The sequence below is a fragment of the Stenotrophomonas sp. STEN087 genome, assembly GCF_056759115.1.
Map to the genome: position 1 here is coordinate 36370 of NZ_JBRRCR010000014.1, position 20308 is coordinate 56677.

Annotated in this window: 19 protein-coding genes and 2 tRNA genes; 7 read left to right on the plus strand and 14 right to left on the minus strand. The window is 68.2% G+C overall.

Going from position 1 to position 20308, the window contains the following annotated elements; all coding sequences use genetic code 11:
- Positions 1–4: 4 nt before the first annotated feature.
- Positions 5–928, minus strand: a complete 924-nt coding sequence (locus ACVOK1_RS05855; RefSeq protein WP_481561409.1) for a c-type cytochrome — start codon at positions 926–928, stop codon at positions 5–7.
- Positions 925–2271, minus strand: coding sequence for a c-type cytochrome (locus tag ACVOK1_RS05860; protein ID WP_108770652.1), 1347 nt, complete (start codon positions 2269–2271; stop codon positions 925–927). Before ACVOK1_RS05860 ends, ACVOK1_RS05855 begins: the two co-directional genes overlap by 4 nt.
- 182 nt (positions 2272–2453) lie before the next feature.
- Here ACVOK1_RS05860 and ACVOK1_RS05865 point away from each other — a divergent pair, with 182 nt between their 5' ends.
- Positions 2454–3572, plus strand: coding sequence for an alpha/beta fold hydrolase (locus ACVOK1_RS05865; protein ID WP_481561410.1), 1119 nt, complete (start codon positions 2454–2456; stop codon positions 3570–3572).
- Positions 3573–3645: 73 nt separating this feature from the next.
- Here ACVOK1_RS05865 and ACVOK1_RS05870 read toward each other — a convergent pair whose 3' ends face one another.
- Positions 3646–4785 (minus strand): MFS transporter, encoded by a 1140-nt coding sequence (locus ACVOK1_RS05870; protein WP_481561411.1) that lies wholly within the window; start codon positions 4783–4785, stop codon positions 3646–3648.
- A gap of 173 nt (positions 4786–4958) precedes the next feature.
- Positions 4959–5660 carry a pirin family protein gene (locus tag ACVOK1_RS05875; protein WP_079221472.1) on the minus strand — a complete coding sequence of 234 codons (702 nt, stop codon included), beginning with the start codon at positions 5658–5660 and terminating at the stop codon, positions 4959–4961.
- 140 nt (positions 5661–5800) lie between these two features.
- Here ACVOK1_RS05875 and ACVOK1_RS05880 point away from each other — a divergent pair, with 140 nt between their 5' ends.
- Positions 5801–6715 carry a LysR substrate-binding domain-containing protein gene (locus tag ACVOK1_RS05880; RefSeq protein ID WP_406231989.1) on the plus strand — a complete coding sequence of 305 codons (915 nt, stop codon included), beginning with the start codon at positions 5801–5803 and terminating at the stop codon, positions 6713–6715.
- Between the two features lie 836 nt (positions 6716–7551).
- On the opposite strand, the gene ACVOK1_RS05885 is transcribed toward ACVOK1_RS05880, so the two are convergent.
- The 9 genes from ACVOK1_RS05885 to ACVOK1_RS05925 all read right to left on the minus strand — a co-directional run bounded on the left by ACVOK1_RS05885 (position 7552) and on the right by ACVOK1_RS05925 (position 13325).
- A tRNA-Arg gene (locus ACVOK1_RS05885) sits at positions 7552–7628 on the minus strand.
- 32 nt (positions 7629–7660) lie between these two features.
- Positions 7661–7737, minus strand: a tRNA-Arg gene (locus tag ACVOK1_RS05890).
- Positions 7728–8654 (minus strand): alpha/beta hydrolase family protein, encoded by a 927-nt coding sequence (locus ACVOK1_RS05895; RefSeq protein ID WP_481561412.1) that lies wholly within the window; start codon positions 8652–8654, stop codon positions 7728–7730. The genes ACVOK1_RS05890 and ACVOK1_RS05895 overlap by 10 nt, the downstream gene beginning before the upstream one ends.
- Positions 8651–9460, minus strand: coding sequence for a bifunctional hydroxymethylpyrimidine kinase/phosphomethylpyrimidine kinase (thiD, locus tag ACVOK1_RS05900; protein ID WP_313148142.1), 810 nt, complete (start codon positions 9458–9460; stop codon positions 8651–8653). The genes ACVOK1_RS05895 and thiD overlap by 4 nt, the downstream gene beginning before the upstream one ends.
- A 64-nt stretch (positions 9461–9524) precedes the next feature.
- Positions 9525–10193, minus strand: a complete 669-nt coding sequence (locus ACVOK1_RS05905; protein WP_481561413.1) for a YoaK family protein — start codon at positions 10191–10193, stop codon at positions 9525–9527.
- 9 nt (positions 10194–10202) lie between these two features.
- Positions 10203–10712, minus strand: a complete 510-nt coding sequence (locus ACVOK1_RS05910) for a hypothetical protein (protein ID WP_200753719.1) — start codon at positions 10710–10712, stop codon at positions 10203–10205.
- Positions 10709–12109: a PhoH family protein gene (locus ACVOK1_RS05915; protein ID WP_079221478.1), complete on the minus strand. Its 1401-nt coding sequence runs from the start codon at positions 12107–12109 to the stop codon at positions 10709–10711. Before ACVOK1_RS05915 ends, ACVOK1_RS05910 begins: the two co-directional genes overlap by 4 nt.
- An 84-nt stretch (positions 12110–12193) precedes the next feature.
- A complete protein-coding gene (locus ACVOK1_RS05920; RefSeq protein ID WP_481561414.1) occupies positions 12194–12673 on the minus strand; it encodes a peroxiredoxin in 480 nt (159 codons plus the stop codon).
- A 91-nt stretch (positions 12674–12764) separates the two neighbouring features.
- Positions 12765–13325, minus strand: a complete 561-nt coding sequence (locus ACVOK1_RS05925) for a glycine cleavage system transcriptional repressor (RefSeq protein WP_025879444.1) — start codon at positions 13323–13325, stop codon at positions 12765–12767.
- Between the two features lie 164 nt (positions 13326–13489).
- On the opposite strand from ACVOK1_RS05925, the gene dapA reads away from it, so the two are divergent.
- Entirely contained in the window at positions 13490–14383 is an 894-nt protein-coding gene (dapA, locus tag ACVOK1_RS05930; protein ID WP_481561415.1) for a 4-hydroxy-tetrahydrodipicolinate synthase, read from the plus strand.
- A gap of 32 nt (positions 14384–14415) precedes the next feature.
- On the plus strand, positions 14416–14943 hold the full coding sequence (locus ACVOK1_RS05935; RefSeq protein ID WP_108768502.1) for a hypothetical protein: 528 nt from the start codon (positions 14416–14418) through the stop codon (positions 14941–14943).
- 131 nt (positions 14944–15074) lie between these two features.
- On the opposite strand, the gene fdxA is transcribed toward ACVOK1_RS05935, so the two are convergent.
- Positions 15075–15398: a ferredoxin FdxA gene (gene fdxA, locus ACVOK1_RS05940; RefSeq protein ID WP_079221482.1), complete on the minus strand. Its 324-nt coding sequence runs from the start codon at positions 15396–15398 to the stop codon at positions 15075–15077.
- A gap of 246 nt (positions 15399–15644) precedes the next feature.
- On the opposite strand from fdxA, the gene xylB reads away from it, so the two are divergent.
- From xylB to ACVOK1_RS05955, 3 genes are read left to right on the plus strand one after another with little or no spacing between them, the layout of a single operon-like run.
- Positions 15645–17138 (plus strand): xylulokinase, encoded by a 1494-nt coding sequence (gene xylB / locus ACVOK1_RS05945; protein WP_481561416.1) that lies wholly within the window; start codon positions 15645–15647, stop codon positions 17136–17138.
- Between the two features lie 23 nt (positions 17139–17161).
- A complete protein-coding gene (xylA, locus tag ACVOK1_RS05950; protein ID WP_481561418.1) occupies positions 17162–18502 on the plus strand; it encodes a xylose isomerase in 1341 nt (446 codons plus the stop codon).
- Positions 18503–18534: 32 nt separating this feature from the next.
- Positions 18535–19959 (plus strand): sugar porter family MFS transporter, encoded by a 1425-nt coding sequence (locus ACVOK1_RS05955; RefSeq protein WP_108768505.1) that lies wholly within the window; start codon positions 18535–18537, stop codon positions 19957–19959.
- The last annotated feature ends 349 nt before the right edge of the window (positions 19960–20308 follow it).

A 20308-nucleotide genomic window follows, 5' to 3' on the forward strand; every position in this document is an offset into this window, starting at 1 on the left:
CGGGTCAGTAGCGCGGATCCTTGGGCTTGGGGTCGCGCGGCCAGTCCTTGCCCTTGCCGGCGAAATCCGGCCGCGGCTGGTGGATGAAGTAGTCGGCGATGTCCACCGCGTCCTGGTCGGGCATCACCTGCTGGCCCAGCGGTGGTTCGCGGCCCGCTGCCGGCGGCATGTTGTGCTTGACGAAGCTGGCCGCCTTGTACAGCCGTGCCATGCCGGCGCCGATGTTGAAGCTGCGCTCGCCCCACAGCGGCGGGAAGGCGATATCGCCGCTGCCATCGCGGCGGCCCTCGCCGTTGCCGCCGTGACAGGCGGCGCACTGCGCTGCATACAGGGCCTGGCCGCGCACGCGGTCGGGCACCAGCGAGGAATCGATCGGCCCTTCGCTTGGCGCCGACACGCGCGCGCCGTCGGGTACGGGGCGGCTCAGCCAGGCCATGTATTCCAGCATCGCGCGCATCGGTGGTGCGTCGCGGGCCAGCGGCTTGCCGTTCATCGAACGCTGCAGGCAGCCGTTGATGCGTTCGACCAGGCCGATCTCCTTGCCGGGGCGGGTCATGTAGCGCGGGTAGCTGCCGCCGCCGGTGTTGAGGTAGTGGTTGCCGAAAGGCCGCTTGCCCTCGGCCATGTGGCAGGAGTTGCAGTTCAGGTCATTGCCCACGTTGTCCGGCAGCAGTCGTGCGGTCTCATTGAGCAGGCGGCGGCCGTACATCACCGCATCGCCATTGCCGAGGCTGGCGATCTCTTCGGCGCTGGGCATGTGGTACGCGCCGACCCGCGCGCCCTGTGCGTCGAGGATGTCCAGCGTGGCGGGGGTGGCATCCAGCGACGGATGGCGGTACGCGTACAGCAGTGCGGCGGCTGCGGCCACCACCAGTACGCCGATGGCAATGACAATGGCCGCGCTTCTGCGCTTGCGTGAGCGCCTCATGGTGCCACCTCCTGCGGAACCACATGCACGGGTTTGTCGCGCACCACCCTGCGCATGCGCGCGATGTCGGCTTCGCTCACCGCGCTGGCCTGGTTGCCCCAGCTGCTGCGGATGAAGGTCAGGATCTGCGCGAGCTGGGCGTTGGGCAGATGCTCGAAGCCGGGCATCGAGAAGGCCATCCGGTCGTGCGGCGTGTGCGGCGTGCGGCCACCGGCCAGGGTGACCTGCACCAGCGAACTCGGGTCATCGGCGAAGACGATGGAGTTGCCGGCCAGGGCAGGGTAGATGCGCGGCATGCCACGGCCATCGGCGCGGTGGCAGGCCTGGCAGTGCTCGGCATAGGCCAGCGAACCCTCCACGCGGTAGTCGCCGTCGCGCAGCGCGGTGGTGGTCGTGTCGGGGCCTGCAATCCACTGCGTGCTGCGGCCGGCGCGCGGCGGCAGCTGCTTCAGGTAACGGGCCATGGCCAGCAGGTCGGCGTCGGTCAGGTACTGGGTGCTGTGTTCCACCACGTCGGCCATGCCGCCGAACGCGGCGGAGCGATCGGTGCGGCCGGTACGCAGGAACTCGACGATCTCGTCCTGGCTCCAGCTGGCCAGGCCGGTGGCTTCGTTGCGCAGGTTCTTCGCATACCAGCCTTCCAGTACCGAACCGGAGAGGAAGCGGCGGCTTTCGTCATCAGCCATGGCGGTTTCCTGGAAGGCCACGCCGCGCGGGGTATGGCAGGCGCCACAGTGCGCCAGGCCCTCCACCAGTTCGGCGCCGCGCTGCTGGCCGGCATCCAGCGAAGGATCGGCAACGAAGCTGCGGGGGCGGGCAAACAGCAGTTGCCACCACGCCAGCGGCCAGCGCATGTTGGCCGGCCAGGGGATGGTGCTGTCAGCGTTGTGCTGGCGCACCGGCTGCACCGCACCCATGAAATAGGCATACAGCGCGCGGATCTCGTCGTCGCTGGCGATCACGTAGGAGGCGTAGGGCATGGCTGGATACAGCGGCTGGCCGTCATGGCGGATGCCGCGGCGGACCGCGCGCTCGAAATCGGCATAGTCATAGGCGCCGATGCCGGTGGCCGGGTCCGGCGTGATGTTGGTCGAGTAGAGCGTGCCCATCGGCGTCTGCATGCCCAACCCGCCGGCGAAGGGCCGGCCGCCGGGCGCGGTGTGGCAGGCGGCACAGTCGGCCGCACGCGACAGGTACTGGCCGCGCGCGATCAAGGCCGGATCGTGGATGTCGACCACGGCAGGCTGGCGCGGCGCGAACCAGTACGGCGTGCTGCGGGCGATGCCCCAGGCCGCACCGACAGCGGCGGCCAGGGCAAGAAGGAGCTTGAGCGAGGTACGCATGGCCGCACTGTCGGCAAACGCGCGGGCCCGTTCATTGATCCGGATCAATGCTTTGTCCGTGAACGACATCCGACGAAGCTGAATCGATCCCGGCTTGTCATCAACCCGTCATCGACCTGCGATAGATGCGCCCGGTCGCGCCCGCTAACCTGCCACGCTGTCGCACCTTTCCCCGATTGCCCATGAAACGCCCGCTGCTGCTGTTGCTGGCGTGCGCCGGCCTGTGGCTGGCTGCATGCTCATCCTCGATCACCGCCTCGTCCACCTCGTTCAGCGACCAGCTGATCGCGCCCGGTGGCGTGTCCACGTTGCTGGACCAGCCGCGCATCGCCGCGGCCATCGCCGAGCTGCCCAACCGCCATGGCTTCCTGCCTGGACGCGATGGCGTGCCGATCTTCTGGCGTGCGTTCGATGCGGGCGACTACGGCGCCCGCTACCACTACCTGCCGCAGCGCCATGAAAACGGCCAGCCGCTGGACACCGGGCTGAGCCTCACCGTGCCGCAGCCGTTCCGTGCGCAGGCGCCGCGCGGCACCGTGGTGCTGCTGCACGGCTGGATGATGAACGGCGATTCGATGCTGCCGTGGTCGCTGCAGCTGGCCGAATCCGGCTACCGCGTGGTCACCCTGGACCTGCGCAACCACGGCCAGTCCGGGCATGGGCCGTCCGGCTACGGCACCTACGAATCGGATGACGTGGTTGATGTGATCGGCGAACTGCGCGCGCGCGGCGAGGTGACCGGGCCGCTGTATCTGTTCGGCGTCTCCTATGGCGCGGCCACGGCGGTGTTCACGGCCGACAAGCTGGGCGACCAGGTGGCCGGGGTAGTGGCGATGGAATCCTTCGCCAATGCCGGCGTGGCCATCCGCACGATGATCCCGCATCTGATGGCGCTGCAGCCGGTCGGGCTGAAGGCGCAGGTGGTGGCGTCCTATGCGCGCTGGCGCTACGGCGGCCAGGACATCAACCAGGTGATCGCCGCGGCCAGCCGCCGCATCGATGTCGACCTGGACCAGGTGGACGTGGCCCGCGCGCTGGCCGATACCCGCGCCTGCGTGCTGCTGCTGCACGGCCAGGGCGACCAGCACATTCCGGTCAGCCAGGGCCGCGAGCTTGCCCAGGCCAACCCGCGCGCGCACTACATCGAGATGCGCGGCGAAGACCACATCACCCTGCCGCTGCGCCTGGACCTGCTGGCCGGCGTGGTCGACGACTGGATGGCGCAGGACGAACACCACCCGCGTGCGACCTGCCCGGCACCGCAGCTGCCTGCCCAGGCCGAGTGGCTGGTGCGCACCTGAAAAAAAGGGGACGGAGGGGATCAAGTCGCTTGTGGCACAAACGACTTGATCCCCTCCGTCCCCTTTTTTGGATTCAGGGCAGGCGGCGGGCGAGGGCGCGGGCCGAGGCGGCGACGCCGAGCAGCAGCGCGGCCACGCACAGGAAGGCGAAGCCGAGCGTGGTGAGATGGGCCAGCCCGCCGATGGCCGCCGGGCCGGCGAGGATGCCGGCGTAGCCCAGCGTGGTCACCGCGGTGATGGCGATGCTCTCCGGCATCGCGCGCTGCTGGCCGGCCATCGAGAACAGCGCCGGCACGATGTTGGCGCAGCCCAGGCCGACCATCACGTAGCCAACCAGTGCCACGGCGAAGGAGGGCACCAGCGTGGCCAGGGCGAAGCCGGTGGCGGCGGTGATGCCGCCGACGACGATGGTGCGCGTGCGGCCGAGGCGCTCGACGATGCCATCGCCGAACAGGCGCATCGCGGTCATCGCCAGGGTGAACACCGCGAAGCCGGCACCGGCCTGGTCACGCGGCACCTGCCGCACGTCGGCCAGGAACACCGCGCTCCAGTCGAGCATCGAGCCTTCGGCCAGGAACACGATGAAGGCCAGCACACTGATGAACAGCACCACGCCATGCGGAATGGCCAGCATCGGGCCGTCATGGGCGATGCGCTGCGCGCGCCAGTGCGGTGCCGCCAGCAGCGCCACCACCAGCAGTGCGGCCACCGACAGCAGGGCCGCCATCCACAGCGGCGTGCCCAGCAACAGCAGGCCGGTCATGCAGCCAGCACCGACGAAGCCGCCGATGCTGTAGAACGCGTGGAAGCCGGACATCATCGCGCGGCCGGCATCGCGTTCGACCGCGACCGCCTGCATGTTCATCGTGCAGTCCATGGCGCCGACACCAGCACCGAACAGGAACAGCGCCGCGCCCAGTGCCAGCGGCGAGGACGCGAGCGACAGCAACGGCAGTGCCAGCAGGATCAGCGCGGTGGTGATGACCATCAGGCGACGGCAGCCCAGGCGTCCGCTCAGTGCGCCGGCCAGCGGCATGGCCAGCAGCGAGCCGAGGCCCAGGCAGAGCAGCACGGCGCCCAGGCTGGCATCGGACAGGCCGGCCTTGGCCTTGGCATAGGGCACCATCGGCGCCCAGGCAGCGGTGGCAAAGCCGGGAATGAGGAAGGCGGCGCGGGTGGCGTGCTGCTGGGCACGCGGGGAGGAAGGCGTCATGCGCAGGGAAGGCTCCGGAGAATCCCTGTCATGAAAACGTTTGCAGCTGGCGTGGGCAAGTGCCATTCGTGTCATCCCGCGGCGAATACGAATGCAGCGTCGCTCGCCGCACATGCAGAGGCCCGCGATACCGGTGGGCATCGCGGGCCTCGCTGCTTGCTACGGCGTAGCGCTTACAGCGGCAGGTCGAACACCAGCACTTCCGCGTCGTTGCCGTTCTCCAGGGTCAGCTGTGCTTCGTCGCTGACCTGCAGTGCATCGCCGGCATCGAGGGTGATGCCGTTGACCTGCAGCTGGCCACGGGCGACCTGCACGTAGGCGCCACGGCCATTGCCCAGTGCGTGGTGCAGCTTCTGGCTGCCATCAAGGATGGTGGCGTAGATGCGGGCATCCTGCTGGATGCGCAGCGAACCGTCGGCTCCATCCGGCGAGGCGATCAGGCGCAGCTGGCCGCGCTTGGTCTCCGGCGCGAAGTGGGTCTCGCGGTAGGAGGGTTCGATGTTCTCGCTGTCCGGGAAGACCCAGATCTGCAGGAAGTGCACCGGATCGGTGGCCGAGTGGTTGAACTCGCTGTGGCTGACGCCGCTGCCGGCGCTCATCACCTGCACGTCGCCGTAGCGCAGCACCGAACCGGTGCCCATCGAGTCCTTGTGCTCCAGCGCACCGCCCAGCACGTAGGAAATGATTTCCATGTTGCTGTGGCTGTGGGTGCCGAAGCCCTGGCCGCCGATGACCTTGTCTTCGTTGATGACGCGCAGCGGGCCGAAGCTGACGTAGCGCGGATCGTAGTAGCCGGCGAAGGAGAAGGTGTGGCGGGAAGACAGCCAGCCATGCTCGGCCAGGCCACGGGTAGCGCTCTTGCGGATCTGCAGCATGATGATTTCTCCTTGTTCGATGGTTTCGATGGGGCGGGGTGAGCCGGTGGCCGCTGTGTTTCCCCGTTGGAGAGAAGTATCCGCTTGCACCCCGGGTTTGAAAAACGGATAGTTTTGACAGCCATCATCGAAAATTTCGAATGCTCAAGCTCAGCCTCGATGCCCTGCAGATCCTGGATGCCATCGACCGCCGCGGCTCGTTTGCCGCCGCCGGCAAGGCCCTGCACAAGGTGCCCTCGACCATCTCCTACACCGTGGCCAAGCTGGAGGAGGACCTGGGCGTGCAGCTGTTCGACCGGGTCGGCCCCCGCGCCGAGCTGACCGAGGCCGGTCGCGCCCTGCTGGACGAGGGTCGCCACCTGCTGCGCGCTGCCCGCGAGCTGGAGCTGCGGGTGCGCCGGGTGGCCTCCGGTTGGGAGGCCGAGCTGAGCCTGGCGGTGGATTCGATGTTCCCGACCTGGCTGCTGGGCCCGGACATTGCCGCGTTCCGCGGCATCGAAGCGCCGACGCGCCTGCGTCTGTTCGGCGAAGCGCTGTCGGGCACCTGGGAGGCGCTGCTGGACCGTCGCGCCGACCTGCTGGTGGCTGCAGCGGGCGAGGGGCCCAGTGGCGGCGGTTATGTCGTGGAGCCGCTGGGCAGCGTTGATTTCGTGTTCGCGGTGGCGCCGGATCATCCGCTGGCGCAGGTGCCGGGCGCACTGGGCCGCGAACAGCTGGCCGAGCACTGCGCCATTGCCGTGTCCGATTCCGCACGCCGCCTGCTGCCACGCACCGTGGGCCTGTTGATGGGCCAGGAGATGCTGACGGTGCCGGACATGGCCAGCAAGCTGAAGCTGCAGTGCGAGGGTGTGGGATTCGGTTTCCTGCCCGAGCCGTGCGCGCGCGCAGCGGTGGCGCGTGGCCAGCTGGTGATCCGCGAGGTGGAGGAGCCGAAGCCGGAGGAGACGTTCTGGCTGGCGTGGCGCACGGGTGAGGATGGTGCGGCATTGCGCTGGTGGCGCGAGCGGTTGCGCAGGCCGGAGCTGCTGGCGCAGTGGTGGCAGGCGATGGGGTAGATCCACGCCATGCGTGGATGAGGGCTTTCTTTTGCAGGGCTTGCAGCCCTGCACCTGCAGAAGCCGAAGCAACAGCAACAGCTGGTTATCCGTGGGATGGCGGGGTGGGTCCGGTTGAGGGGGACGCCGTAAACCCCCTCCGGGGTCCGGCCCAGCCGCTGGCGGCTGTGCGTTCGGGCGCTTGCGAAGCAGTGCTTCGCAAGCAAAGCGCCCTCACCCATGGGGGCTTGGTCGCCGCTTGCTGGTGTGCGCTGTCCTGCGCACACGGCAAGACCGGGGTTGGGCGTCCTGCCCAACCCGCCCGAGGCATGCCTCGGGCCCATGCCGCTCACACCCCCTCAACCGGACCCACCCCGCCTTCGACAGACTTCCGCGATCTGTCGGAGCACGGGGTCGGATCCCGTTGCTGCGCAACGGGCTCTGACCCCGAATGAATTTTGATATCTGATAGAAAAAACGTGTCGACCAAGGTCGACACCTACCAACAGCGGCGCAGTAGAGCCACGCCATGCGTGGATGAACTCATTCGATATCTGACAGATGTGCCGACCAACGGTCGGCACCCACCAACAGCAGCAGTTGCCAACAGCCGCCGACCAACTGTCGAAGGCGGGGCACTGTGGGTTTGCGGGGTGTGAGCCGCATGGATGCGGCGACCAAGCCCCCATGGATGGGTTTACGGCGTCCCCGCAAACCCACAGTGCCCCGCCATCCCACGGAATGCCGCTCTGGATTTTGACGTTGCCGTTGCTTGAAGGCCTCTGCAGGTGCAGGGCGCAGCCCTGCCGAAAACGCAAAAAAGAAACAGCAGGCCGGAGCCTGCTGTTTCGGTGTAATGGTGCGCCCGGAGAGATTCGAACTCCCGACCGCCTGGTTCGTAGCCAGGTACTCTATCCAACTGAGCTACGGGCGCCAATTACATAAACTTGTTGTATTGATCGTGTGTGGTGCGCCCGGAGAGATTCGAACTCCCGACCGCCTGGTTCGTAGCCAGGTACTCTATCCAACTGAGCTACGGGCGCCCTGCGACAGGAGCGGAATTATGCGGATGTCGGCGGCTGTCGTCAACGCTTTTGTGAAAATTTTCATTCAACTGAATGAAAAAGCTTTCAGCGACGGCATCCGGGGCCTTCATCCAGGCGAAGTGATCGGCGCGCGTGCCCAGTTCCTGCGCGGACAGCACGCGCACGCGTGAGGCCACATTCGGCAGCTTGGCCAGCAGCGCCTGCATCGAGCCGGGCGGCGCGAACCAGTCGTCGGCCATCAGCACCGCCTGCGCGCTGCCGTGGATGCGTGCCAGCTGAGCTTCCAGATCTTCGTCCATGCCCACCGCGGCGTAGTGGCTGTTCAGGCCCACCCGCGCCCAGTCGGCGATCAGCCCGCGTGCTTCGGTGCCGCCAAAGCCGAGGCGACGACCGTGCAGCACACCCTGGCGGCGCGCGATCCACGGCAGGAACCGGTAGAACAGTGGCAGCAGCCAACCGCGCGGGGGTGGGAACACGCGCCAGAACGGCGTGCCGCTGGCCGCCAGCCACAGGCGCTGGAAACACTCCGGGTTGCGCCCTGCATGCAGGCAGGCCAGCTGCCCGCCCAGGCTGTGGCCGCCGATGATCCAGGGCAGTGCGCTGCATGCATCGTCTTCGCCGGCCAGCGTGGCGTGGCTGGCCGGCAGATCCTGCTCGAGGATCTCGCGGTAGCCCCAGTCGACCGTGCGTGACGGGCGCAGTGAGCTGCTGCCGTTGCCACGCCACTCATGCAGGTAGACGGCGATGCCACGTGCTGCCAGCGCCTGCGCAAGCGGCAGGTAGTGGCGCGCGGCCACGCCCAGCGCCGGCAGCCACAGCAGGCGTGCCAGCGGCTGTGCAGGCATGCAGGCGATGATCTCGTAGCGGTGGCCATCGCCGCTGTCCACGGCGATCGTGCGCGGCGCAGCGCTCATGCGTGCGGTGCCGCGCCGAAGTGATCCAGCACCAGCACCTCGCTGCGGCCGGGCGCGTAGCCCTGCTGCAGGCCGCGCGCCACGTAATCGATGCCGGCTTCGCAGGCATTGGCCAGGCTGAGCCCGTTGCACAGCTGGGCGGCAATGGCCGAGGCCAGCGTGCAGCCGGTGCCGTGCGCGTCCAGAGGCAGCCGTGCGTGGATGAATTCCTCGCTGCTGACACCGTCGAAGTAGCGGTCGATCACCCGGTTGCCTTCGTGCAGGTGGCCGCCCTTCAGCAGTACGGCGCCGGCGCCCATGTCGAGCAGCGCGGCAGCCGCCTGCTCGGCGTGGTCGGCGTTGCCTATGCTGCGGCCGACCAGCAGCTCGGCTTCGGGCGTATTGGGGGTGATCAGCGTGGCCAGCGGAATCAGCCGTTCGCGCATTGCCTGCAGCGCGCTGTCTTCCAGCAGGCGCGCGCCACTGGTGGCGACCATCACCGGGTCCAGCACCACGTGGGCGGGGCGGCGCTGTTCGAGCACGTCAGCAACGGTGTGGATGACCTCTGCATTGGCCAGCATGCCGAGCTTCACTGCGTGGATGTCGAAATCATCGAAGCAGGCGTCCAGCTGCGCGCGCAGGAAGGCGACCGGGGGCACGTGCACGGCGGTGACACCGCGGGTGTTCTGCGCGGTCAACGCGGCAATGGCGGACAGGCCGTGCACGCGATGCGCGGCGAAGGCCTTCAGATCGGCTTGGATGCCGGCGCCACCGCCGGAATCGGAGCCGGCGATGGTGAGGGCGGAAGCGGGAGTGGTCGGGCTCATGCCTCGATTGTGCCGTGGTCCCGCAGGGGAAAATAGATCCACGCCATGCGTGGATGCCCTGGGTTCAATACCGCCAGCGCGCCCACTGCTGGTACAGCACATACACGATGCCGGTCAGGCCGGTGAGCAGGGCGGGGGCGAGCAGGGCGTCGTAGCGGAAGTGCATGAACAACCACGCGCCGACGATGCCGCCGCCGAGGAAGCCGCTGATGATCAGCCCGCTCAGGGTCAACCGGCGCACCTGCAGCGGCAGGCCGCGCAGCAGGTGGCCCAGGCCGATGCCGAGGTCGGTGAACATGCCGCTCAGATGGGTGGTGCGTACCACCGCGCCGCTGAAGGTGGTGGCCATCGCGTTCTGCAGGCCGCAGGCCATGGCCGCGGCCAGCGCACCCCAGATCTGCTGTTGCTCGAACAGTGGAATGGCCACCAGCAGCAGCGCCGATTCGATCGCCAGGGCCACGCCGTAGCGCCGGCCCAGCTGCAGGGTGTCGGCCTGGATCAGCAGGCCGCTGAGCATCGCGCCCAGCGAGAAGGCGATCAGCAGGCCCCACAGATGGCCGACCGCGCGCCAGTCACCCTGGGCAATCGCCATGCCCAGCTGGCTGGTGCTGCCGGTCATGTGGCTCACCGCCTGGTGCTCGAAGCCCAGGAAGCCCACCACGTTGACCATGCCGGCCACGCTGGACAACGCGACAGCGCCGATCCAGACCCAGGTGGGCAGGCGGATTCCCATGCCGCCGCCTCAGGGCGACGGCACTTTGCCGCCGTTGAACTGCAGGTCGCTGAAGCTGCCGGTGGCCGGGTCGTACACCGCGCCCCAGAACTGCCGGCCGCCATCACACACGCGGATCGCTTCGCGCGCGGGATTGGTGCTGGCATCTTCCGGCAGGTGGAAGGCGTTGATGTAGATCAGCTGCCGGCCGCCACTTTCGATGCCCACGTACTGGCGGTCGAAATCCAGTACGTGCGGCACCTGTGCTTCCAGCGAGGACAGCTTCGCTTCCATCTGGTCCACCTGCTGCCGGCTCGGCGCCCAGTAGCCGCTCACCCGCCCGGCCTCGCGGCCGGGGCTGGTGCGCGAGCAGGTATCCAATACCTGCGCGGCGATGACGGGGCGGGTGACCACCCACGATTGGCCGGTGCGCTCGGCGGTCGGCACGCTGGCCGGGCCGCGCGTGGTGGTGCACGCACCCAGGGCGGCTGCGAGAGCGATCGCAGCCGTGGGCAGCAGCAGGCGGGTGCAACGGTTCACAACACCTCCGAAGCGTAATCGGCCAGGCGCGAACGTTCGCCTCGGCGCAGGGTGATGTGCGCACTATGCGGCCAGTTTTTGAAGCGATCCACCGCGTAGGTCAGGCCCGAGGTCGTCTCGGTCAGGTACGGAGTGTCGATCTGCTCGACGTTGCCCAGGCAGACGATCTTGGTGCCGGGGCCGGCACGGGTGATCAGCGTCTTCATCTGCTTCGGGGTGAGGTTCTGCGCTTCATCGAGGATCAGGTAACGCGACAGGAAGGTGCGCCCGCGCATGAAGTTCATCGAGCGGATCTTGATGCGGCTGGCCAGCAGGTCGTTGGTGGCCTGGCGGCCCCAGGTGCCGCCTTCCTGGTTGTGGGTGAGCACTTCCAGGTTGTCGGTCAGCGCGCCCATCCACGGCGTCATCTTTTCTTCTTCGGTACCGGGCAGGAAGCCGATGTCCTCGCCCACGCTCACCGTGGCGCGGGTCATGATGATCTCGCGGTAGCGCTGCTGGTCCATCGTCTGCGCCAGGCCGGCGGCCAGTGCCAGCAGGGTCTTGCCGGTGCCGGCGGTGCCGAGCAGGGTGACGAAGTCGATCTCCGGGTCCATCAGCGCATTGAGCGCGAAGTTCTGCTCGCGGTTGCGCGCGCTGATGCCCCACACGGCATGGCTGCCGTGGCGGAAATCATCGACCAGCGACAGCACCACCTTGCCATCGCCGACCACGCGGCTGACGCGCAGCTCGACCTCGTCTTCGCCGGGCAGGTAGACGTACTGGTTCGGGTACCACTCCTCGCCGTCCTGGGCGAGGATTTCGTAATGCGTGCGGCCCTTGTCGCTCCAGCTGCGCAGGTCCTCGCCGTGGCGCTTCCAGAAGTCTTCCGGCAGCTCGGTGGCGCCGGTGTAGAGCAGGCTGAAATCATCCAGCGCGCGGTCGTTCTCGTAATCCTCGGACACGATGCCGGCGATGGCCGCCTTGATCCGCAGGTTGATGTCCTTGGAAACGAACACCACCGGCAGGTCCGGGGTTTCTTCCTTCAGCGCCAGGATCGCGCCGAGGATGGCGTTGTCCGGGATGACCTTGCCGAAACTCTTGCCCGCGTCGAAATGGCTGGTCTGGAAGCGCAGCTTGCCGGCGCTCTGTTTGCCGCGCAGCTGCAGGCCGTTGGGGCGTTCCAGTGGAATGCCGTCGGCCAGGTTGTCCAGGCCCGATTCCTGCACCAGCTCATTGAGGAAGCGGCTCACCTGGCGGGCGTTGCGGCTCGCTTCGGAGGTGCCCTTCTTGCCGTTGTCCAGCTCCTCGATCACCTGCATGGGCAGGTAGACGTCATGTTCCTCGAACTTGAACAGCGCGGTGGGATCGTGCATCAGCACGTTGGTATCCAGCACGTAGATGCGCTTGCCTCGGGTCATCGTCATTTCCTGGTTACGGACAGGGAAAAACCACCACGACCTGCTGCGGGGCAGGGTGGTGGCGGACACAGTGGGCGTTGGAACTCACTTGGATTGGGCGGCCTTCAGTTCGGCAAGCACGGCGTCGGCATGGCCGGCGACCTTGACCTTGCGCCAGGACTGCACGAGTTGGCTGTCGGGAGAAATCAGGAAGGTGCTGCGTTCGATGCCACGTACCTGCTTGCCGTACATGTTCTTCATCTTGATGACGTCGAAGACGGTGCACAGCGCTTCGTCGGCATCACTGACCAGGGGGAAGTTGAATCCCTGCTTGGCGCAGAAGTTGTCGTGCGATTTGACCGAGTCGCGGGAGACGCCGAGAACGACCGCACCGGCCTTCCTGAATTCCGGCAGCAGCGCGTTGAAGTCGATGCCTTCGGTGGTGCAGCCGGGCGTGCTGTCCTTGGGGTAGAAGTACAGCACCAGCCACTGGCCGGCGTAATCGCCGAGGGTGGACTGCTCGCCGCCGGACAGCGCCAGCGGCAGGGAAAGGGTGATGCTGTCCAGGGTATCGCCGTTGTTCATGAGGTCCTTCTGTCGAGCCTGGGTTGTTTCTACGACAATTGCATGAAACGCCACGCGCCCGTGAGAGGCGCGCGAAAATCCGCACGTCCGATCAGAATTTCATCGGGTCCATGATCGCGTCCAGGTTCAGGTGGTCGCAGAACTCGAGGAAATCGTCGCGCAGCGCGGCGATGTGCATGTTGGCCGGCACGCCGATGGTGACCTGCGCGCTGAACATTTCAGCACCGGTCTGCATGGCGCGGTAACGCGTGCTCTGCAGGGTCTCGATGGTGATGCCCTGGCGGTCGAAGAAATCGGCCAGCTGGAACAGGATGCCCGGCTTGTCGGCGGCGATCACTTCGACGATGTACGGCAGCAGGTTGGACTGCGCCTGCTTGGCCTCGGTGCGGTACCAGACCAGCTTCAGGCCTTCCTCGCGCTCGAGCCGGGTCAGCATCGCTTCCAGCTTGGCGACCGAATCCCAGGAGCCGGTGGCCAGGGCGGTGACCGAGACATCGCGGCCGACCGTGGCCAGGCGCGCGTCCACCAGATTGCAGCCGCTGTCGGCGATGCGGCGGGTGACGGACAGCAGGGGGGACTCCGGATGCGTCGTGTAGGCGTTGATCAGGAGGTGGTTTTCGCTCGGCGCGGGGCGCGGGGTGGTGTCGGTCAAGGCGATTCCGGGTAATGCAAGGCGTGAGTCTGAATGCCCGCCGGGGGCGGGAATCCACCGGTGTCCAGCATACTTGCCCGTGCTTTCGCGCCGCAAGTAACATTCAGGTGCCCCCGGCCTGTCGTGGCGGGCGTTTTCCCTCCCCAGCCAAGAGCAGCACGTCCTTGTCCCTTTCCGGCCTCATCACCGCGCTGGCGACCCCGTTCCGGGCCGACGGCTCCCTCGACCCCGACGGTTGGCAGCGCCTGCTGCACCTGCAGCTGGAGGGCGGCGTCCAAGGCGTCGTCGTCGCCGGCTCGACCGGCGAAGCCGCCACCCTGTCCGATGCCGAATACGACCAGCTGCTGGCCAGCGCGGTCGAAACCATCGCCGGCCGTGTCCCGGTCCTGGCCGGCACCGGCCTGTCGGGCACCGCCAAAACCATCGAGCAGACCCGCCGCGCCGCCGCGCTCGGCGCCACCCATGCCCTGGTGGTGACCCCGCCGTACGTGCGGCCCACCCAGGCCGGCCTGATCGCGCATTACCGCGCCGTGGCCGACCAGGGTGGCCTGCCGGTGGTGCTGTACAACGTGCCCGGCCGCACCGGCTGCGACATGCTGCCGGAGACCGTGGCCGAGCTCGCCAGCCACCCGAACATCGTCGCCATCAAGGAAGCGGTGGGCGACATGGGGCGCGTGCAGGCCCTGCTGGCCCTGGCCGGTCCGGAGTTCGCCGTGCTCAGTGGCGATGACGGCACCGCCGCCCGCTCGATCCAGGCCGGCATGGCCGGGCTGATCTCGGTCGGTTCCAACGCGCTGCCCGGTGCCTACCGCCGCATGTGCGCGCTGGCCGCCGCCCACGAACATGACGCCACCGAAGCCTGGGATGCGCGCCTGCAGCCGTTCCATGATTTCTGCGGCGTCGAGCCGAACCCGATCCCGGTCAAGGCGCTGCTGCGCCGCATCGGCATCGGCCATGACCTGCGCCTGCCGCTGCTGCCGCTTTCGGCCGCACACCAGCCCGCGGCCGACCATCTCGCCGGCGACATCGCCGCCCTTGAAGCCCTTTCCAGCCACTGACCCTTTGTCGTGGCCTGATCCAGGAGATCCACATGCGTCAATCCGTTTCCACTGTCCGCGTGCTGTCCTACGCCCTGCTTGCCGTCGCCGTCGCTGCCGGTACCACCGGCTGCTTCAAGCGCGGCGCCAAGGGTGATTACGCCCTGGCCCCCGAAATGCGTCCGCTGGAAGTGCCGCCGGATCTGAACGTCCCGGCAGGCGCCGGTGGCAACCAGGTGCCGGCGCTGAGCTCGGCCACCAAGCCGGCGGCTCCGGCTGCTCCGGCCGCCGCTGCCGCCCCGGCTGCTGGAAACAGCGGTTTCACCATCCCGGGCAGCAAGGAAGAGGCTTTCGGCAAGGTCGGCACCGCGCTGGAAGGCGTCGAAGGCGTGACCATCGCCAGCCGCGCGCAGCTGCTGGGCTCCTACGACGTGGCCTATGAAGGCAGCAACTTCCTGGTCCGCGTGGTTGCCGTCGATGCCGGTGCCTACATCTCCGCGGTCGACCCGCGTGGCATGCCGGCCACCGCCGAAGCCCCCGTGAAGCTGATTGCCGCACTGAAGGCGAAGCTGGCGCAGTAAGCGCCGGTGGAGGTTCCGCCGGGCATGGCCCGGCGCTACCTTCTGCTCTGGTAGTCGCCAACCTTGGTTGGCGCCGACCCACAAAAAAGGGCGCCGCAAGGCGCCCTTTTCGTTGCCGCAGCAGGCGCTTCTCAGCGCTCCAGCAGCGGCAGCTTGTCCGGCTTGCCGTCCCACTCGCCGGCATCGGCGGGCGGATCCTTGCGCACGGTCAGCACCGGCCACTCCTTGGCGAGCTCGGCATTGAGGCCCACGAACACTTCCTGGCCGGCCGGGACATCGTCCTCCGGGAAGATCGCGTTGACCGGGCACTCCGGCTCACAGAGGGTGCAGTCGATGCACTCGTCCGGGTCGATCACCAGGAAGTTCGGGCCTTCGTGGAAGCAGTCCACGGGGCACACTTCCACGCAATCGGTGTGTTTGCACTTGATGCAGTTTTCGGTGACGACAAAGGGCATAAGGGGGGAGGCAGATCCGTCTTCAAGCGGACAATTCTAGAACAGGTTGAACGCGCGCGCTGCCGTTGCACGCACCGGCACCCTGCGCGCTGACGATTCTGCACAGGCGGCAAGGGCATGCGGCCACCGCGCAGCAGCACTTTGCGGCACTGCACATTGCCAAGCCGGGGAAGCCCCCGGCAGACTCGATGTCCATCGGTGGACATCTGGCGGTGAAGCAGTGCGGATCGCAGGGACGGGCAGGGCATGAGCGTGTATCTGGGCATCGACGCCGGCACGCAGAGCGTGAAAGTGATCGCCTACGACGCGGCGGCACGCACGATGCTGGCGCAGCAGGCACGGCCGCTGGAACTGGCGGCGACGGCCGATGGCGGCCGCGAACAGAACGCCGCCGACTGGGTGAAGGCGCTAGTCGAGGCGATCCAGGCCCTGCCAGGGCCGGTGCGGGCGCGGGTGCGCGGGCTGGCGGTGTCCGGCCAGCAGCACGGCTTCGTCCCGCTGGGCCGCGACAACCGCGCGCTGGGCCCGGTCAAGCTGTGGTGTGACACCAGCACCGGCGCCGAATGCGAGGCGATCACCGCCGCCATGGGCGGGCCTGCGGCCTGCATTGCCGAAGCCGGCAACGACCTGCGGGTGGGCTATACGGCCTCCAAGCTGCGCTGGACCCGGCAGCACCGGCCGGAGGTGGATGCCGCGCTGGATGGCATCGCCCTGCCGCACGACTACCTGAATCTATGGCTGACCGGCCAGCGCTTCATGGAGGCCGGTGATGCCTCCGGCACCGGCTGGCTGGATGTGCGCCGGCGCGACTGGTCGCCGGCGATGCTGGCCGCCACCGACGACCGGCGTGACCTGGCCGCGCTGCTGCCGCCGTTGGTGGGCCCGGAACAGGGCTTCTCCCTGCTGCCGGCGATCGCCGCGCTGCTGGGGCTGCCGGCCGATACCCGCGTGGCGGTCGGCGGCGGCGACAACATGATGGCGGCCATCGGCACCGGCGCGGTGCGCGAGGGGCGGTTGAGCATGAGCCTGGGCACTTCGGGCACGCTGTTCGCCTGGCGCGCCACGCCCTGCGTGGATGCGCAGGGGCGCTGGGCCGCGTTCTGCGCTTCCGATGGCGGTTGGCTGCCGCTGATCTGCACGATGAACTGCACGGTCGCCACCGGCCAGACGGCCGCACTGTTGGGGCAGTCGCCGGCGCAATGCGAAACCCTGCTGGCGCAGAGCGCGCCCGGCGCCGATGGGCTGGTGATGCTGCCGTTCTTCAATGGCGAGCGCAGCCCGGACCTGCCGCTGGCGCGCGGCGCCCTGCATGGGCTGGACCTGCACAACCTGACCCCGGCCAACCTCTACCGCGCCGCGATGGAAGGCGCCAGCTACAGCCTGCGCCTCGGCTACGACGCGCTGGTTGAAGGCGGCCTGCGCGGGCAGCGCCTGGTGCTGACCGGGGGCGGTGCCAACAGCCCGGCCTGGCGCCAGTTGATCGCCGATCTGTTCCAGCTGCCGGTGGCCGTGCCGGTGCAGGCCGAAGGCGCCGCCTTCGGGGCCGCGCTGCAGGCGCTGTGGCTGTGCGAAGGGCAGGGCCAGGCGCTGGCCGACTTGGTCGATGCGCACCTGCAGTTCGACCCCGCTTTGGCCGCCCAGCCCGATCCCACCCGCGCGGCCGCGTACGAGGCCGGTTACCAGCGTTTCGTCCACCACCTGCAGGCGTTGACGCCGCTGTTCCAGCAGCGCCTGCCCTGATCCCGAAGAAGGAAGCATCGTCCATGGCAACCCCGTTCCATGTAGGTCAGCGTGAGTACTTCCCCGGCATCGGTCGCATTCCCTTCGAGGGTCGCGACTCCGACAACCCCCTGGCCTTCAAGGTCTACGACGCACAGAAGCAGATCGGCGGGCGCAGCATGGCCGAGCACCTGCGCTTTGCCGTGGCCTACTGGCACAGCTTCTGCGGCGCCGGCCAGGACCCGTTCGGGCCGGGTACCCGTGCCTATCCGTGGGACCACGGCGATACCGCGCTGGCCCGTGCCGAGGCGCGCTGCGATGCCGCCTTCGAGTTCTTCACCAAGCTGGGCGTGCCGTACTGGTGCTTCCATGACGTGGACCTGGCGCCGGACGCGGACGACATCGGCGAGTACCGCGCCAACCTCGCGCACATGGTCGAGCTGGCCAGCCAGCGCCAGCAGCAGACCGGCATGCAGCTGCTGTGGGGCACGGCCAACCTGTTCTCGCACCCGCGCTACATGAATGGCGCGGCCACCAACCCGGATTTCGCGGTGGTGGCGCGCGCGGCGGTGCAGGTGCGTGCGGCGCTGGAGGCCACCGTGGCGTTGGGCGGCAGCAACTACGTGTTCTGGGGTGGCCGCGAAGGCTATGCCTGCCTGCTCAACACCGACATGAAGCGCGAACAGGCGCACCTGGCCCGGTTCCTTGCCGCCGCCCGCGACCACGGCCGCAGCATCGGCTTCCAGGGCACGTTCCTGATCGAGCCCAAGCCGATGGAGCCGATGCACCACCAGTACGACTTCGACAGTGCCACCGTGGTCGGCTTCCTGCGCGAGCACGGGCTGGACGGCGATTTCAAGCTGAACATCGAGGCCAACCACGCCACCCTGTCCGGCCATACCTTTGCCCACGACCTGCAGGTGGCCGCCGATGCCGGCCTGCTGGGCAGCATCGACGCCAACCGCGGCAACCCGCAGAACGGCTGGGACACCGACCAGTTCCCGACCGACCTCTACGACACCGTCGGCGCCATGCTGGTGGTGCTGCGGCAGGGCGGGCTGGGCCATGGCGGCCTGAACTTCGATGCCAAGGTGCGCCGCGAGTCGACCGACCCGCAGGACCTGTTCCTGGCCCATATCGGCGGCATGGATGCCTTCGCCCGCGGCCTGGAAGTGGCCCATGCGCTGCTGCAGGCCTCGCCGCTGGAGACCTGGCGGCGCGAGCGCTATGCCAGCTTCGACCACGGCCCGGGGCAGGCCTTCGCCGCCGGCCAGCTCAGCCTGGACGACCTCTGCGCCCACGCCCAGCAGGCTGGCGAACCGCGCCAGCGTAGCGGCCGGCAGGAAGCCTATGAGAACCTGCTGAACCAGTACCTGCTGCGCTGAGCGGCCGGCCCACCTCTTTCGCGGAAGACCCAATGTCCACAGCGATTCCTGCAAACGCCGGCACGCGCGGCGAAAACACCGCCTTCATCGTCCTGATCAGCTGCGTGGCCACCCTCGGTGGCTTCCTGTTCGGCTTCGACAGTGGCGTGATCAACGGTACGGTCGACGGCCTGCGCCAGGCGTTCAATTCCAGCGAGGCGGCCTTGGGCTTCGAGGTGGCATCGATGCTGCTGGGCTGCGCGATCGGCGCGTTCGTGGCCGGGCGCCTGGGTGACCTGCTGGGCCGGCGCAGCGTGCTGATCATCTCGGCGGTGCTGTTCCTGCTGTCGGCGCTGGGTGCCGGCGCGGCGCATGCCTCGTGGCTGTTCGTGGCCGCGCGCATGGTCGGCGGCTTCGCGGTGGGCGCGGCCAGCGTGATGTCGCCGGCCTACATCGCCGAAGTGGCCTCGGCGCGCTACCGCGGCAAGCTGGCCACGGTGCAGCAGATGGCGATCATCAGCGGCCTGTTCGCGGCCTTCCTCAGTAACTTCCTGCTGGCCCGCGCCGCCGGTGCCTCCACCGAGGTGCTGTGGCTGGGGCAGGAGGCGTGGCGCTGGATGTTCTGGATGCAGGCGATTCCGTCGCTGCTGTTCCTGGTGCTGTTGCTGGCCATCCCGGAAAGCCCGCGCTTCCTGGTCGCCAAGGGGCGCCAGGCGCAGGCCGAGGCGGTGCTGGTGAAGCTGTACGGCGCGGCCGAGGCCCGCACCAAGCGCAGCGAGATCGAGGGCAGCCTGGCCCAGGACCAGCACCGGCCGAGCTTTGCCGACCTGAAGGACAAGACCACCGGGCGCCTGCGCAGCATCGTCTGGGTGGGTATCGGCCTGGCGGTGCTGCAGCAGCTGGTGGGCATCAACGTGGTGTTCTACTACGGCGCGGTGCTGTGGCAGGCGGTGGGCTTCTCGGAGAACGATGCGCTGCTGATCAACGTGCTGTCCGGCGCGCTGAGCATCGGTGCCTGCCTGGTGACGGTGCTGCTGATCGACCGCATCGGCCGCAAGCCGCTGCTGTGGGTCGGTTCGGTCGGCATGGCCATTGCGCTGGCGCTGATGGTGGTGGCCTTTGCCAGCGGCAGTCTGGTCGATGGCAGGCTGCAGCTGTCCGACGGCATGGGCCGGCTGGCGCTGGTGGCGGCCAACGTCTACGTGGTGTTCTTCAACATGTCGTGGGGCCCGGTGATGTGGGTGATGCTGGGCGAGATGTTCCCGAACCAGATCCGCGGCTCGGCGCTGGCGGTGGCCGGCGCGGCGCAGTGGACGTCGAACTTCGCCATCACGGTCACCTTCCCGATGCTGCTGGCCGGCATCGGCCTGGCCGGCGCCTACGGCATCTATACCGTCGCCGCCTTCCTCTCCATCTTCTTCGTGGTCCGCTACGTGCGCGAAACCAAGGGCAAGGAACTGGAGCAGATGGAAGGCTGACGGCGGGTCTGCGTTTCAGCGCCTCCTTTCTCCGTGGGGGAGGCGGCAGGCCAGCCGATCCAGGACACGCCGTGAACCCCCCTCCGGGTCCGGCCCAGCCGCTGGCGGCTGTGCGTTCGGGCGCTTGCGAAGCAGTGCTTCGCAAGCAAAGCGTCCTCACCCATGGGGGCTCGATGGCGCCATCCATGGCGCCAACGGTCCTGGATCGGCTGGCCTGCCGCCTCTCCACACATTGCGGGTGGCGGACGCAGGTCTGCGCGTCGGAGTTGAATTAGCTGCGGAGGAGCGAGGCTGTTCTTGCCGCCGTCGCGGGAAACTGTCAGGAGGGGGCGGGCCACCCTGGCCTGGA

Excerpts from the sequence above, each read along its gene's own strand:
- ACVOK1_RS05855 (WP_481561409.1), bottom strand. The coding sequence starts at position 928 with ATGAGGCGCTCACGCAAGCGCAGAAGCGCGGCCATTGTCATTGCCATC.
- ACVOK1_RS05860 (WP_108770652.1), bottom strand. The coding sequence starts at position 2,271 with ATGCGTACCTCGCTCAAGCTCCTTCTTGCCCTGGCCGCCGCTGTCGGT.
- ACVOK1_RS05865 (WP_481561410.1), top strand. The coding sequence starts at position 2,454 with ATGAAACGCCCGCTGCTGCTGTTGCTGGCGTGCGCCGGCCTGTGGCTG.
- ACVOK1_RS05870 (WP_481561411.1), bottom strand. The coding sequence starts at position 4,785 with ATGACGCCTTCCTCCCCGCGTGCCCAGCAGCACGCCACCCGCGCCGCC.
- ACVOK1_RS05875 (WP_079221472.1), bottom strand. The coding sequence starts at position 5,660 with ATGCTGCAGATCCGCAAGAGCGCTACCCGTGGCCTGGCCGAGCATGGC.
- ACVOK1_RS05880 (WP_406231989.1), top strand. The coding sequence starts at position 5,801 with ATGCTCAAGCTCAGCCTCGATGCCCTGCAGATCCTGGATGCCATCGAC.
- ACVOK1_RS05895 (WP_481561412.1), bottom strand. The coding sequence starts at position 8,654 with ATGAGCGCTGCGCCGCGCACGATCGCCGTGGACAGCGGCGATGGCCAC.
- thiD (WP_313148142.1), bottom strand. The coding sequence starts at position 9,460 with ATGAGCCCGACCACTCCCGCTTCCGCCCTCACCATCGCCGGCTCCGAT.
- ACVOK1_RS05905 (WP_481561413.1), bottom strand. The coding sequence starts at position 10,193 with ATGGGAATCCGCCTGCCCACCTGGGTCTGGATCGGCGCTGTCGCGTTG.
- ACVOK1_RS05915 (WP_079221478.1), bottom strand. The coding sequence starts at position 12,109 with ATGACCCGAGGCAAGCGCATCTACGTGCTGGATACCAACGTGCTGATG.
- ACVOK1_RS05920 (WP_481561414.1), bottom strand. The coding sequence starts at position 12,673 with ATGAACAACGGCGATACCCTGGACAGCATCACCCTTTCCCTGCCGCTG.
- ACVOK1_RS05935 (WP_108768502.1), top strand. The coding sequence starts at position 14,416 with ATGCGTCAATCCGTTTCCACTGTCCGCGTGCTGTCCTACGCCCTGCTT.
- fdxA (WP_079221482.1), bottom strand. The coding sequence starts at position 15,398 with ATGCCCTTTGTCGTCACCGAAAACTGCATCAAGTGCAAACACACCGAT.
- xylB (WP_481561416.1), top strand. The coding sequence starts at position 15,645 with ATGAGCGTGTATCTGGGCATCGACGCCGGCACGCAGAGCGTGAAAGTG.
- xylA (WP_481561418.1), top strand. The coding sequence starts at position 17,162 with ATGGCAACCCCGTTCCATGTAGGTCAGCGTGAGTACTTCCCCGGCATC.
- ACVOK1_RS05955 (WP_108768505.1), top strand. The coding sequence starts at position 18,535 with ATGTCCACAGCGATTCCTGCAAACGCCGGCACGCGCGGCGAAAACACC.